Consider the following 13920-nt stretch of genomic DNA (forward strand, 5'->3'; position numbering starts at 1 on the left):
CTTGCCATAAAATAGCCTTTTCTTTGGCAGCAATAAGGACATCGCTATGGCCGAACTTTATTTTCCCCGCTCTGCCGAACGTGCAGAGCAGCTATTCGCCTCCCAACCTGAATTACTCAACCAATACCGTCAGCTGAATCGTCAGCGCAGCGATCTGTTGTTACCCAACAAGCCTTATCTGATGAGCTGCCAGCCGGGCGATGAGCGGGTACTTGCGGTGATGAATCAGTTCTCTTCCACTGAAATGCAGCGCCTGCAGCATGCTTCGGCGCTTTACGACGAGCATTTACTGGCCATCGCCGCCATAACCGAAGAATTGATTGCACCGGTCATGGCCTTGGTGGAAGAGCATGGAGCCAATGTTGCCAGCGCCCTGATTGGAGCCAGCAAACATCAATACAATGCATTTCAGCAGTCCATTGTCCGTTATCAACAAGCGCTGATGGATTTGCATGAGGTCAGCCAGGCCAAGACACAGGCGCGTGGTGCTCGCGACCGGGGTGCTTACAACCCACAGATAGCGGCAAAAGAAGCTCAGGTCCGCCGCCTGCATGCCGACATGCAACAGCGTTTTCAGTCGCAACTGGCGCGCTACAAAGCCAATCTGGGCACGCAAGCCAACCGCTCGGCTCTAGCCAATGTGGATCGCGGTGTTAATGTCGCCCGCAGCGGCCGCTCATTGCACAGCAATACCGCTGGTGGCCGCCGCACCGGGCGAACGTTGAATATTTCCAATGGCGCGCAAGCTCAGCAGGTCATGCGTTTTATTCGAGGATTGCAGATTGCCAGCCCTTTGGTGATGGCCTGGGATATCCGCGGGCGCAATCAAAAAGTTCGCCGGGTACAGCAAAGTAGTGGGGATTATAAACGCGAGCGTGCCAGGCAGATTGGTGGTTTTGTTTCTGGTAGTGTAGTAACAAGTATTGTAGTACGTGGCGTTATAGCTATTGGTTTGGGCTTAACACCTGCTGGTTGGGTACTGCTGATTGGAGCCTCTGCTGTAGCTTTTGCTGCTTCGTCTGCTCTTGAACCGTTAGGGCAAGATGCTGGAGAGTTTGTCTATGATCGCTTACTTTGAGAAATAGCATGGACACTTTGTATCTCATCCTAATTTTGTCATGCGCGATTTCTATTTTATCTTTTCTGATAGCTTGGCCGGTGGTTGGCTGGTTTGTGGTGCGGCCTATTCAAAAGCAACTGCGGGCTAACAAAGAAGATGTCACTAGTGATTGGGTAATTTTTCTTTATAAGCCCTTGGTCTATGCCTGGGCTATTTTTTACCCAATTGGTCGTTTTAACAATGGCACATCCCACTTTTACAGCAACCCAGAGCGGATGAAAGTCTATGCCAGTAAAACCCAGTGGTGGCTTTGTGCCTGGATGGAAATTAGCATAATTTTGATTTTAATAATTATGCTTTTTGTACTTCTCCCTTTTTACTATTTGTTTCGTCACTAAGCTAGCTGCGTCAATGTCGCCCGCAGCGGCCGCTCAATGCACAGCAATACCGCTGGTGGCCGCCGCACCGGGCGAACGTTGAATATTGCCAATGGCGCGCAAGCTCAGCAGGTCATGCGTTTTATTCGAGGATTGCAGATTGCCAGCCCTTTGGTGATGGCTTGGGATATCCGCGGGCGCAATCAAAAAGTTCGCCGGGTACGGCAAAGTAGTGGGGATTATAAACGCGAGCGTGCCAGGCAGATTGGTGGCTTTGCACTTAGCAGTGTTGTAGGGTCAGGTATTGTAGGTGCTGCGGTAGTGATTGGTTTAGGTTTTACACCTGCGGGCTGGGTGCTGTTAATCGGGGCATCTGCTGCTGCTTTTGCGGCTTCGACCATTGTTGATCCTTGGGGCCAAGATTTCGGTGAGTTTGTTTATGACCAATTCTTTTGAGTATCTATAATGGACACATTGTATCTAATTGTGGGTTTGTCTTGTGCGTTTTCAATTTTATCTTTTCTGATAGCCTGGCCCGTGGTTGGCTGGTTTGTGGTGCGGCCTATTCAAAAGCAACTGCGGGCCAATAAAGAAGATGTCACTAGTGATTGGGTGATTTTTCTCTATAAACCTTGGGTCTATGCCTGGGCGATTTTTTACCCAATTGGGCGCTTTAACAATGGTACATCCCACTTTTACAGCAATCCGGATCGGATGAAAGCCTATGCCAGTAAAACCCAGTGGTGGCTCTGTGCCTGGATGATTGTTAGCATCATTTCAACTTTGTTGATTACATTTCTGGGGCTTGGTCCCATTAGCATGCTTCGAAATTAAGCTAACGACGAATAATTTCAGGGTAAGTTAAAAATTTATAAGCTTATGAATAAGGCAAAATGAGTCATAAGTAGGATGCCTTATGGTTCAGTTGGTTTAGTGCGTTTTGAGCTGGGTATCAGAGCGACCATTTTCGCGCCTAACTCCACCCCCGGCTTTTCTGGCATACACGGCATGGATTGAATTGCTTTACCCGCAAAGTGACACTATAGTGTCACTTTGCATTGAGAGCAGGGTGAACCGATGAAAGTTGAGCTAGTGACAAACCTCAAGCGCCAGGCGACCAAGATTCTGGCAGATCTTCACTCGACGAAAGAACCGGTATTGATTACAGAGCATGGCCAGCCATCCGCCTACCTTGTTGATGTGCAGGATTATGAGTTTATGCAGCGCCGGCTGCAGCTGCTTGAAGAGCTCTCGCGCGGAGAGCGTGCTGTTATTGAAGAAAGAACCTTTAGCCACAATGAGGCCAAAGAGAAACTGAGCCGATGGCTGAAGTAATCTGGACAGAGCCCGCTTTACAGGCAGTGGATGCCATCGCTGAATACATTGCTTTGGATAACCCTGTCGCTGCCAGCAATCTGGTTAGGGAAGTGTTGGATCACACCGGGCGTTTGGAAAACTTCCCTAAATCCGGGCGAATTCCGCCAGAGCTGCCTGACTCGGTTTACCGGGAGCTGGTGGTTCCACCCTGTCGAATCTTTTATCGTGAAGATGGACCGCTGGTTTATATCCTTTATGTAATGCGCGAGGAGCGGCAGCTTCGTGCGTACATGCTGGCAAACAGCTAACCGGCTGCACAGTGCCTCTGGTTAAAAATCAGGGGTCAAAACAAAATTTATGAGCTTAATGGTCTGTTTTTGCATCAGTAGGTTAGTCTATGCCCAGGTGTTGTTGTTCTCAGCGCTAAGCGCCAAATATCGGGTGAACATCCATGCTCTTATGAAGAATACGGATGATCCTTATTTGCTGGCTGCCTGTTTGCTTATAAAAGATCAGGTGGCTACCTTGAGGAAATTTTCGGTAGCCTGGTAGGATTTCATCGCATGACTTACCGATGTCGGGGTTTTCAGCTAAGAGCCAAAATGAATCATCGAATTGTTTTAAATAAATATTTCGCTGATCTTTGCCCCAACGGCGCTGAGTAAATAAAGCAACATCCCGTAAATCGGTTTTCGCTGCAGCAGTGAGCACAAATGGCTTCATCAAGCGTGTTCACTATCGAGTTCACTGATCAAGCTATTGAGATCATAATCGGCATCACCACTTTGTTCCCCTTCGAGCAGAAGTTGTCGCAGTGACTGCAGTTTGGCTTCCTGGTTTTCGAGTAAGCGCAGCGCCGAGCGAATCACTTCACTGGCGGAGCCGTAACGCCCACTGTCAATCTGGCTGGCAATAAAGCTTTCGAAGTGATCGCCAAGCGTGATGCTGGTGTTTTTAGCCATGAGCAGACTCCTAAATACCAAAAAGTACCTAATTATGGTATCGAATAACTTTAAGTGCAAGGCGCATAACCGCTGTTTTACCGATAAACCTCATCAAGCACAGCAAATGCGGTGCCGCCTGCTTGAAACCCGGCAGCGCTGCAGTGGTTGCAGCGCTGTCTTGTCACTAGGACTCTTTCACCACATCAATAAAGTACCTCACCTCACCTTCTACCGTCTCCCGGACCAGACCATGCACATCGGTCTCAAAGCCCGGGAACTGGCCGTTAAAGGCGCGGGTAAACTGAAGGTACTTGAGAATGGTTTTATTAAAGCGCTCGCCTGGTACCATCAGCGGGATACCCGGTGGGTAAGGGGTGACCAGCATCGCGGTGACACGGCCTTCGATAGCATCAATAGACACCCGCTCAATTTCCCGGTGCGCCATCTTGGCCCAGGCATCCGCCGGGGTCATCGCCGTTTCAATATTCGACAGATACATCTCGGTCGTGACTTTGGCCACATCAAACTGCCGGTAAATATTATGAATTTGCTGACACAGATCGCGCAGGCCAACGCGCTCATACTGCGGGTTTTTCGCCACAAACTCCGGCATCACCCGCCACATCGGCAGGTTTTGATCGTAATCGTCTTTAAACTGCTGCAACTCGGTCACCATCGAGTTCCAGCGGCCCTTGGTAATGCCAATGGTAAACATAATAAAGAACGAATAGAGGCCGGTTTTCTCAATAATAATACCGTGCTCAGCCAGGTACTTACTCACAATAGTGGCGGGTATGCCTTGCTGGTCAAACTGGCCCTGCAGCGTGAGGCCCGGGGTAATAATGGTGGCTTTGATTGGATCCAGCATATTAAAGCCAGAAACAATATCCCCAAAGCCATGCCAGCTATCCGTGGCATGCAGCATCCAGTTATCACGCTCGCCAATGCCTTCTTCCGGTAAATGCTCCGGGCCCCAGACGGTAAACCACCAGTCATCATCACCAAATTCCGCATCCACCTTGCGCATGGCCCGACGAAAATCAATGGCTTCGAGCAAGCTTTCTTCCACCAGTGCGGTACCGCCCGGTGCTTCCATCATCGCCGCCGCCACATCGCAGCTGGCAATAATGGCGTATTGCGGGCTGGTTGAGCTGTGCATTAAATAGGACTCGTTAAAACGGTGGGTATCGAGGCTGCGGTGCTGGGCATTTTGCACCAGAATTTGCGACGCCTGCGATAAGCCGGCCAGCAATTTATGGGTCGACTGGGTGGCGAAGACCAGGGTTTCTTCAGAGCGCGGCCGGTCTTTCCCAATGGCATGCATATTGTGGTAAAAGCCATGGAAGCTGGCATGCGGCAACCAGGCTTCATCAAAATGCAGCGTATCGATGGTGGAGCCCAGCTGCTGCTTAATTTCTTCCACATTGTACAAAATACCGTCGTAGGTACTTTGGGTAATGGTTAAAATGCGCGGCTTTTTGTTTTTGGCGTTGCGGGCAAAGGGGTTGGCTTCAATCTTTTTCGCGATGGACTCGGGCGAAAACTCGCTTTTCGGAATAGGGCCAATAATGCCGTAGTGGTTGCGGGTTGGCATTAAAAATACCGGGATGGCGCCGGTCATAATGATCGAGTGCAAAATCGACTTATGGCAGTTGCGGTCCACCACCACGATGTCGCCGGGCGCCACCACCGAGTGCCAGACCATTTTATTCGAGGTCGAGGTGCCGTTGGTGACAAAAAACAAATGATCGGCGTTAAAAATACGGGCGGCATTTTGCTCACTTTGCGCCACCGGCCCGGTGTGATCCAGCAGCTGGCCTAACTCATCGACCGAGTTACAGACATCGGCCCGTAGCATGTTCTCGCCAAAGAACTGATGAAACATCTGGCCGACCGGGCTTTTCAAAAAGGCGACGCCGCCCGAGTGCCCCGGGCAATGCCAGGAGTAGGACGAGTCCTCGGCATAATCCATCAGCGCATTAAAAAACGGCGGTGCTAACGCATCCAGGTACTTTTTTGCTTCGCGGATAATATGGCGGGCGACAAACTCCGGCGTGTCTTCAAACATATGAATAAAGCCGTGCAGCTCGCGCAGAATATCGTTCGAAATATGCCGGCTGGTGCGGGTTTCGCCGTATAAAAAGATTGGGATATCGGCATTGCGTTTGCGCACTTCTTGCACAAAGGCCCTAAGCTCGGCCAGAGCGGCACTGACTTCGGCATCGGTGCCGCTGCCAAACTCTTCATCGTCAATCGACAAAATAAAACAGGAGGCACGGCTGGCTTGCTGGGCAAAGGCGGTTAAATCCACATAGCTGGTATACCCCACTACTTCAAAACCGTGGCTGCCGATGGCCTCGGCTAAATCACGGATGCCTGAGCCAGAGATATTCTCGGAGCGAAAATCTTCATCGATAACAATAACTGGAAAACGGAATTTCATCGGTTCATCCTTCGTTGTAAGCGGTTGTTTGCCGGGCCTTTATCAAACGCTCAGGCTTGACGTGTTGCAAGACCGTTTCCGTGTGCTTTTGCGCGGGCTATAAGAGGTTTCCCTGCCCGGCATTTTACCTGTATTGGCGTACCTGACTGCAATGCTTTGCAAAAATAATTCATCCGGTACGCCCGGCGGCAACCAGAGCCGGCTCTGTGTTGCTGGTCACAATCCAGTACGCACCGCTACAACGGTGCCGTTTGCTCAAAACCCTGTAGCACCGCTGCCACATTTTGCCCCACTTCCGCCACTGCATAACCGCCTTCCTGAATAAAGACCGTGGGCAAGCCCAGGCTGGCAATATGGGCCCCCAGCAGCGGGTAATGCCCGGCTTTTAGTTTAAAGGCACTGATGGGATCGTCTTCAAAGGTATCTACCCCTAAGGAGACCACCATCGCATCGGGGTTGAAGTCCTTGATCAGCTGCAGCGCTTTGAGCAGCACTTGCTGATAGGTCGGCCAATCGGTGCCGGCGGGGAGCGGGAAGTTATGGCAATACCCAAGGCCGGCGCCTTCGCCGTGTTCATCGGCATAGCCTAAGAAAAACGGGTACTCGGTGGCTGGATCGCCGTGAATCGAGATGGTCAGCACATCATCGCGCTGCCAGAAAATATCCTGGGTGCCATTGCCATGATGGTAGTCCACATCCAGCACCACCACTTTGCGCTTGCCCTGATCGCGCAGGTATTGCGCCGCCAACGCTGCATTGTTCAAAAAACAATAGCCGCCAAAGGTGGCGTAACCGGCATGATGGCCCGGCGGCCGGCATAAGGCATAGGCGCTCTGCTCACCTTCGGCCACCAAAGCGGCAGCGGTTAAAGCGCAATGGGCACCGGCTTCCACCGCCTGCCAGGTGCCTGCCACCATCGGGGTGCTGGCATCGTAGCTGTAATAGCCCAGTTTGGCATGAATGCCGGTTGGGATCTTATCCTGGCGCTGGCCTCGCGCCGGGAAGGCGCTTGGCAGCATAAAGCCGCTTTTTCCGGCAGCTTGCCACTGGCTGTAGGCGGTGCGCAGAAACTGCAGATAATCGGCGCTGTGCACCCGCTCCAGCTGCTCTGGCGCAAAATCACGCGGTGGCAGGATGGGAAAGCCCGCCTGACGCAGCGCATCCAGCATAAACTGAGCCCGGGATGGCATTTCATAGCAGGGCACCAGCTCACCGCGGTGCAGCTCCATGCCGCCCTGATGCGCCTGATGTTTGTCGGAGTAAATCACCTTCATAAAACTGTATTGACCTGTCGTTAAGTAGCGAACAGCCCCTGCACACAGGGGTCAGGGGCAAATGTGTTTTGCTGCGCTTGCCGTCGTTAATAGCCGGCGGCCTGACCGTCTTTGCGGGACTCAGAAGCCCCAAGGTACACGCCGTTGGTATGATCGCGCATAATGGCCTGGTAACCACCAAAGCCGCCCAGGCCGTAACGCACCTGATGGCCACGCTGCATCAGCTCACGTACTGTGCTGTAAGGCACACCACGCTCCACTTCGATGTAGCCACCATTTTTCAGATACATGGCCTGACCATCGGTTGGCTCGGTGCTGCCTAAATGCTGCCAGCGGGCGGCATCGCCGGCCTCTTGCAGGTTCATGCCGTAATCGACGATGTTCACCAGAATCTGCACATGGCCCTGCGGCTGCATGGCACCGCCCATTACGCCGTAGCTGATGAGCGGCTTACCGCCTTTGGTAATAAAGGCCGGGATAATGGTATTAAAGGGGCGTTTACCAGGCTCATAGACATTGGCGTGGTTTTTATCCATCGAGAACATTTGGCCACGGTCCTGAAACACAAAGCCAAGCCCTGGTACCACCACCCCGGAGCCCATACCGCGGTAGTTGCTTTGAATCAGCGATACCATATTGCCGTCTTTATCTGCCGTGGTCAGGTAGATGGTGTCGCCTTCGTACAGATGCGGGTTGCCGGCATCGACCCGTTGGGCGGCCCGCTCACCAATCAGCTTGGCACGCTCACGGCCGTAAGCTTCGGAAATCAGCCCGGCAATGGGTTGCTGGCTGAAATCGCTGTCGGCATAGAACTTGGCCCTGTCTTCAAAAGCCAGTTTTTTCGCTTCCACCATGGTATGAATGCTGTCGGCGCTGTTAAAGCCCATCGCAGCCAGATCGAAGTTTTTCAGAATTTGCAGCATTTGCAGGGCGGCAATGCCCTGGCCATTGGGCGGCAGCTCCCACAGCTCATAGCCTTTGTAATCGACCGATACCGGCTCAACCCAGGTCGAAGTGTGTTGATCAAAGTCTTCATAGCGCAGATAACCGCCGTTTTCACGCATAAAGCGATCCATCACACGGGTCAGTTCGCCGCGGTAAAAGGCATCGCGGCCATCGGTGGCTAACGCGCGGTAAGTGGCCCCCAGCGCCGGGTTTTTAAAAATCTGACCCTTGCGGGGGGCCTGGCCATCGATGGTAAAGGTACCCACAAAATCGCCTGGCTGCGGGCTTAACAGCGGTACACTGCGGTTCCAGTAGTAAGCAATCAGCTCGGTGACCGGAAAGCCTTGCTCGGCATAGTCGATGCTGGGCTGCAGAATGGTGGCCATCGGCAACTGGCCAAATTTCTGATGCAATTCAAACCAGCCATCAATGGCACCGGGCACGCTGATGGGCAGCATGCCATGCGGCGGTAAATCAGTGCGCCCCATCCGTTCCAGCTCGGCCGCCACCTGATCGTAGCTTAAGCCTAGCGGGGAGCGACCCGAGCCATTCAGGCCATACAAACGTTCGGTTTTGGCATCCCAGACGATGGCATAAAGATCGCCGCCAATGCCGTTGCCGGTGGGCTCCATCAGGCCAATGGCGGCGTTGGCTGCAATGGCCGCATCAATGGCATTGCCGCCTTGTTTCATAATATCCAGCGCCACCTGAGTGGCCAGCGGGTGGCTGGTGGCAGCCATCGCATGCTGGGCGATGACTTCCGAGCGGCTGGTAAAGTCGTGGCCGGTGATACGATCATAAGCCAGGGCGGTGCAGCACAGCAAGCCTAGGGCTGAAACGGCAAAGGCGGAAACAACAGAGGTTGAAGCTTTCATGGGTAAAACTCGTCTGGGTCGGTGTGGTTAAAAACTAACCCAGAAGCGCAACCATTGCCAGCCGGCAGGCGACCAGTGAACCGCTGGCAGAGTTAAAAGCAGCGACTGCAGCGTGTTTCGCTGGCTTGACAGTGTGATACTATAACAACAACGATGTGATGAACAAAAGGAAGCCTGTCCGTGAGCAGCACCAGTCAGCCGGTAAAAATCTCCGCTTTATTTCGCTATATTCAGCAACTGCAGGGCGATGCACCCTGGGGGCATCTGCTGGATGCTGGTACCGGCGTCAACTCGCTGCAATGGATTAGCACGTTAAAAACTGAGCGCTGGACCGCCATTACCGCCTCCGAAGCCATGGCCCGGCAAAGTGTGCAAAACTACCCGACCGCCATGCGGCCAGACGATCGGCTGGTGGTGGGCAACTGGATGGACGAGCAGCTGCTGGCCGGTGAGCAGTTCGATACCATCTTGCTGGATTACTTTATCGGCGCCATCGATGGCTTTGCGCCTTATTGGCAGGATCAGGTGCTGCCGCGCATTCGCCAGCACTTAAAACCAGGCGGGCGTTTGTACATCACCGCGCTGGAGCCTTATGTGCCACTTTACCGCAACAACGACGTCGATCAATTTGTCACCGAACTTGGACGGCTGCGCGATGCCTGCCTGCTGCTGGCGCAGGAGCGGCCTTACCGCGAATACCCGGCCGACTGGACCTTACGCCAGTTGGAGCGCAGCGGCTATCAGGTGCACAGCTGCAAGCATTTTGGCATCCGCTACGGCGAGCGTTTTCTGCATAGCCAGCTGGGCATGTGCCGCCAGCGCGCCCAGCGCTTTGGCAATCAGGCCCTGACCGATGCCATGCTGCAGCATACCGATGTGCTGCAACAGCGCGGTGAAGCCCTACTGGCAGAGCATGGCGTTCTGGCCAGTGGCCATGATTATGTGATTGCTGCAACTGTGCCGGCTTAGCAGGGGGGAGCCAGGCTCATCCCGTTGTAAAAACCGCTCATTTTTCCGACTAATGGCCAATATGCACTGGTCTGAGCTGGCGTTATACTGAGTAAAATCCTCTGGTTAGCATAGGGATGGTGAGATGTCGCACCGGGCCCATTTATTTTCCTTGCGCATTTGCCATGCTCTGCGTGAAAGCCTGGCCGAGGGCTACAACCGGCGCAAGCTGATGAAAGATCTGCTGGCCGGTGTGACGGTGGGCATTATTGCCATTCCACTGGCGATGGCGCTGGCCATTGCCTCGGGGGTGCCGCCGCAGTATGGCCTGTACACCGCCATTATTGCTGGTTTTGTGATTGCGCTGACCGGTGGTTCGCGCTTTAGCATCTCGGGCCCAACCGCGGCCTTTGTGGTGATCCTCTATCCGATAGCTCTGAAGTATGGCCTTAGTGGCTTATTGCTGGCCTCGGTGCTGGCCGGAGTGATGCTGGTGGCTATGGCATTGTTTCGGCTTGGCCGATTGATTGAGTACATTCCTGAATCCGTCACCCTGGGTTTTACCTCTGGCATTGCCATCGTGATTGTGATTTTACAGCTCAAAGACTTCTTTGGTTTGCCGCTCGACGCCCTGCCAGAACATTTCGCCGATAAGATCTGGCTGTTGGTGCAGACCATGCCGCAAGCAGGCTGGGCCAGTGTGCTGGTGGCCAGCACCACCTTGCTGGTGATGATTGGCTGGCGGCGTTTGAAAACGCCGGTTCCGCCGCATTTACCGGCGCTGTTGGTAGGCACCTTGCTGGGCATGCTGTTGCTGCATTTAGGCGCTGATCTGGCGACAGTCTCTTCCCGTTTTAGTTATCTGACCAGCGATGGCAGCCTGGCCGCCGGTGTGCCACCCTACTTGCCGTACTTTGACTGGCCCTGGAACCGGCCAGGCCCGGATGGGGTGGCGCTTAGTTTTAGCTGGCAACTGGCGAAGGATTTGCTGGCGGCCGCTTTTGCCATTGCCATGCTGGGAGCGATTGAGTCGTTGCTGTGCGCCGTGGTGCTGGACAATGCCAGTGGCCGGCGGCACAGTGCCAACAGCGAATTGCTGGGGCAGGGGCTTGGCAACATCATTACGCCATTCTTTGGCGGTATTACCGCAACGGCAGCGCTGGCACGCTCTTCAGCCAATTTCAATGCCGGGGCGCAGTCGCCCGTTGCCGGCATGGTGCATGCCCTGGTGGTGTTGCTGGCACTTTTGCTGCTCACCCCTTTATTAGCCTATATTCCGATGGCGGCGCTGGCAGCTTTGCTGGTGATGGTGGCCTGGGGCATGAGCGAAGCGCCAAAAGCGGTGCATTTATTAAAAACCGCGCCACGCAGCGATGTGCTGGTGTTTCTGGTGTGCCTGCTGCTGACGGTGATCCTGGATATGGTCATCGCCATTACCGCTGGCATCTTGCTGGCAACCTTGCTGTTTATGAAAGATATCGCTGCCATGACCAAAGTGACCGATATCTCCAAAAACCGCAAGCAGGTGGAAAAACCATTACCAGCAGGCTGGAAGGTACTAAAAATCAGTGGCCCGCTGTTTTTTGCCGCCGCCGATCGTATTTTTGCTGAAATTGGTTTACTAAGCGCGCAGCAGCGCGGCCTGCTACTGTATATGGATGGAGTGCCGCTGCTGGATGCCGGCGGTCTGGCGGCACTGGAAAAACTCAGGGCGCAGTGCCGCAAACAGCAGGTAGAGCTGCTAATCGCCGATCTGCAGTTTCAGCCACTCAAAACTCTGGCCAAAGCAGGCGTACAGCCCGAGCCCGGTATCCTTACCTTTTACCCGACCTTGCGCGAAGCGCTGGAGCAGCTGTATGCGCGGGAGACTGCTCCCGCTGCTTTGAGTTGAACAAAGCGAATTGAACACAGTTTGGCAGCCCTTGTGCTATGGTTATGGCTGCAAACGTATCAGGAAGTAGCCAAACTCACCACAAGGAGGTTTTATGTTTTTTCCCGCGATGGCCTTACTACTAAGCACTTCTGCCATGTCAGCCGGTACCGGCACACTGTGGCTGGACGGTGAAGCCTACCCGGTGGAAGTGACCAGCTGTGCTGGGGATCCGGAAACAGCTGGTGCACGGGGCACGCTGGCAGATGGGCAAAGCGTCACGCTGATGCTGCAACGCTGGCCGGGTATGCACGCATTGTCGGTCACTTACGACAACGCCCAGTGGGTGCATCGCGGCCCTGAAGACAGTGCTGATGCCCCTGAACTAAAACGCTGGGTGGAAGATGGCATGCTAAAAGCCTCCGGCACTGTCTCGGTGTTTCCGCCGATCCGCCAGGCCAGCATGGTGGTGCGTTTTGAGGGGCGTTGCCCTGGCTAAGTGCTAGAGCGTATGCTGCTCCAGGGCAGCTTTCAGCGCTGGGCTGAGCGCTTTGGCTTTTTGCAGTTCGTAGTCAAAATGCACCAGAGCGGCTTTGCCTTCGGCGCAGCAGTGGCCGTGCTGCCAGGCTTGCTGGGTGACCTCAAAAGAGCTGTTACCAATCCGACTGATCCAGCTACGCACTTCCACCTCATTGCCATAATGCAGCTGGGCTTTAAAATCCACCGCGATGCTGGCGACGATCAACGGCCAGCGCTTTAGATCCAGCTCTGGGGTAAAAATCTGAAAAATAGGCGTACGGCAGGCTTCAAACCAGACCGCGACCACGGTATTGTTAATATGACCTAAGGCATCCGTTTCTGAAAAACGCGGTTGTATAACTTCTGTAAACATACCAAGAGAGACCCATGACTGATTTTATCGAGGTGTACGATGATGCGCTAAGCCCGGCTTTTTGCCAACAGCTGATTGCCGACTTTGAGCAAAGCAGCCACCGCCAACCCGGCCGTACCGGCGGCGGGGTGGATCCCAGCAAAAAAATAAGCACCGATCTGTATTTAAATGAGCATGCTGCCTACCAGCAGCAACTCAATACCATCATCGAAGCCACCGCCCGGTGCGCCGAGCAGTATTTTCGCAAACATCATTTTGCGCTGATTGGCCCGATTGCGCTGACCATTCGCCACCCACAAAGCGGCCAGCCGGTGGCCTTAACCCACGATAACTTTACCGAGCTTGCCAGCGACAAGGTGGCCGATTACATGCGGGCGCTGTTTCGCATTGGGGCGGTGCAAATGCAGAAATACGATGCCGGCAAAGGCAACTACAACTACTGGCATTCGGAAGTCTACCCGCAACAACCTCACAACGAAGCACTGCACCGGGCGCTGCTGTTTATGTTCTATCTGAACGATGTTGATGAAGGCGGCCAGACTGAATTTTTTTATCAAAACAAAAGTATTCAACCCAAAACCGGCCGCATGGTGATCGCGCCGGCCTATTTCACCCATACCCACCGGGGCTGCATTCCGGTATCCCATGATAAGTACATTCTGACCAGCTGGATATTGTTTCAGCGGGCAGAGCAACTGTATGGCGCTCCGGGTTAAGCCTGGGGCGTACTTATTTTCCTGAGCAGTTCGTGTTGCTGTGGTTATACAGTGACTACCGCGGGTAGTAGATTAAACTCTAAAGTAAAACAATATCACAATTCAATTGACAATCATTATCATTAGCAATTAAGATCCTGCCCCAATCAGAACAACAACAGCGCTGACGGCTGGCTGCCTCACGCTGACGACAAATCATATCTGCTTAAGGGGTTTTACCATGTCGGGAGTCAACGATTTTACGCTCAATAAATTAGCC

At 53.5% G+C, this 13920-nt stretch carries 16 protein-coding genes; 10 read left to right on the top strand and 6 right to left on the bottom strand.

Translation table 11 applies throughout. The features are described 5' to 3' along the window. The first annotated feature begins 46 nt into the window (after positions 1 to 46). The 6 genes from QWY20_RS04880 (at position 47) to QWY20_RS04905 (ending at position 3062) form a co-directional block, all read left to right on the top strand. Positions 47 to 1078 carry a hypothetical protein gene (locus QWY20_RS04880; RefSeq protein ID WP_330127914.1) on the top strand — a complete coding sequence of 344 codons (1032 nt, stop codon included), beginning with the start codon at positions 47 to 49 and terminating at the stop codon, positions 1076 to 1078. An 8-nt stretch (positions 1079 to 1086) separates the two neighbouring features. Continuing rightward, the gene (locus QWY20_RS04885) at positions 1087 to 1458 is read left to right on the top strand and encodes a hypothetical protein (RefSeq protein WP_330127915.1); all 372 of its coding nucleotides are present in this window, start codon (positions 1087 to 1089) and stop codon (positions 1456 to 1458) included. 36 nt (positions 1459 to 1494) lie between these two features. Then, positions 1495 to 1893, top strand: a complete 399-nt coding sequence (locus QWY20_RS04890; RefSeq protein ID WP_330127916.1) for a hypothetical protein — start codon at positions 1495 to 1497, stop codon at positions 1891 to 1893. Between the two features lie 9 nt (positions 1894 to 1902). After that, complete coding sequence (locus QWY20_RS04895; protein WP_330127917.1) at positions 1903 to 2271, top strand: hypothetical protein; 369 nt, start codon at positions 1903 to 1905, stop codon at positions 2269 to 2271. Positions 2272 to 2514: 243 nt separating this feature from the next. After that, entirely contained in the window at positions 2515 to 2772 is a 258-nt protein-coding gene (locus QWY20_RS04900) for a type II toxin-antitoxin system Phd/YefM family antitoxin (RefSeq protein WP_330127918.1), read from the top strand. After that, the gene (locus QWY20_RS04905) at positions 2760 to 3062 is read left to right on the top strand and encodes a type II toxin-antitoxin system RelE/ParE family toxin (RefSeq protein WP_330127919.1); all 303 of its coding nucleotides are present in this window, start codon (positions 2760 to 2762) and stop codon (positions 3060 to 3062) included. Before QWY20_RS04900 ends, QWY20_RS04905 begins: the two co-directional genes overlap by 13 nt. A 115-nt stretch (positions 3063 to 3177) precedes the next feature. Here the strand turns inward: QWY20_RS04905 and QWY20_RS04910 are convergent, their stop codons facing one another. The 5 genes from QWY20_RS04910 to ggt form a co-directional block, all read right to left on the bottom strand. Then, positions 3178 to 3477 (bottom strand): type II toxin-antitoxin system RelE/ParE family toxin, encoded by a 300-nt coding sequence (locus QWY20_RS04910; protein WP_330127920.1) that lies wholly within the window; start codon positions 3475 to 3477, stop codon positions 3178 to 3180. Beyond that, entirely contained in the window at positions 3477 to 3716 is a 240-nt protein-coding gene (locus QWY20_RS04915; RefSeq protein ID WP_330127921.1) for a type II toxin-antitoxin system ParD family antitoxin, read from the bottom strand. The genes QWY20_RS04910 and QWY20_RS04915 overlap by 1 nt, the downstream gene beginning before the upstream one ends. 166 nt (positions 3717 to 3882) lie before the next feature. Continuing rightward, positions 3883 to 6141: an arginine/lysine/ornithine decarboxylase gene (locus QWY20_RS04920; protein WP_330127922.1), complete on the bottom strand. Its 2259-nt coding sequence runs from the start codon at positions 6139 to 6141 to the stop codon at positions 3883 to 3885. Positions 6142 to 6377: 236 nt separating this feature from the next. Beyond that, a complete protein-coding gene (locus QWY20_RS04925; RefSeq protein ID WP_330127923.1) occupies positions 6378 to 7415 on the bottom strand; it encodes a histone deacetylase family protein in 1038 nt (345 codons plus the stop codon). 86 nt (positions 7416 to 7501) lie between these two features. After that, entirely contained in the window at positions 7502 to 9235 is a 1734-nt protein-coding gene (gene ggt, locus QWY20_RS04930) for a gamma-glutamyltransferase (protein ID WP_330127924.1), read from the bottom strand. 180 nt (positions 9236 to 9415) lie between these two features. Between ggt and QWY20_RS04935 the strand changes: the two genes are divergently transcribed. The 3 genes from QWY20_RS04935 to QWY20_RS04945 all read left to right on the top strand — a co-directional run bounded on the left by QWY20_RS04935 (position 9416) and on the right by QWY20_RS04945 (position 12552). After that, entirely contained in the window at positions 9416 to 10204 is a 789-nt protein-coding gene (locus tag QWY20_RS04935; RefSeq protein WP_330127925.1) for a class I SAM-dependent methyltransferase, read from the top strand. 124 nt (positions 10205 to 10328) lie between these two features. Then, a complete protein-coding gene (dauA, locus tag QWY20_RS04940) occupies positions 10329 to 12074 on the top strand; it encodes a C4-dicarboxylic acid transporter DauA (protein ID WP_330127926.1) in 1746 nt (581 codons plus the stop codon). Between the two features lie 94 nt (positions 12075 to 12168). Then, positions 12169 to 12552, top strand: a complete 384-nt coding sequence (locus tag QWY20_RS04945) for a hypothetical protein (protein WP_330127927.1) — start codon at positions 12169 to 12171, stop codon at positions 12550 to 12552. 3 nt (positions 12553 to 12555) lie between these two features. On the opposite strand, the gene QWY20_RS04950 is transcribed toward QWY20_RS04945, so the two are convergent. Next, entirely contained in the window at positions 12556 to 12945 is a 390-nt protein-coding gene (locus QWY20_RS04950; RefSeq protein WP_330127928.1) for an acyl-CoA thioesterase, read from the bottom strand. Between the two features lie 14 nt (positions 12946 to 12959). Between QWY20_RS04950 and QWY20_RS04955 the strand changes: the two genes are divergently transcribed. Beyond that, positions 12960 to 13661, top strand: a complete 702-nt coding sequence (locus QWY20_RS04955; protein WP_330127929.1) for a 2OG-Fe(II) oxygenase — start codon at positions 12960 to 12962, stop codon at positions 13659 to 13661. The last annotated feature ends 259 nt before the right edge of the window (positions 13662 to 13920 follow it).

The organism is Alkalimonas cellulosilytica, assembly GCF_036325985.1.
Classification (GTDB): Bacteria; Pseudomonadota; Gammaproteobacteria; order Enterobacterales; family Alteromonadaceae; genus Alkalimonas; species Alkalimonas cellulosilytica.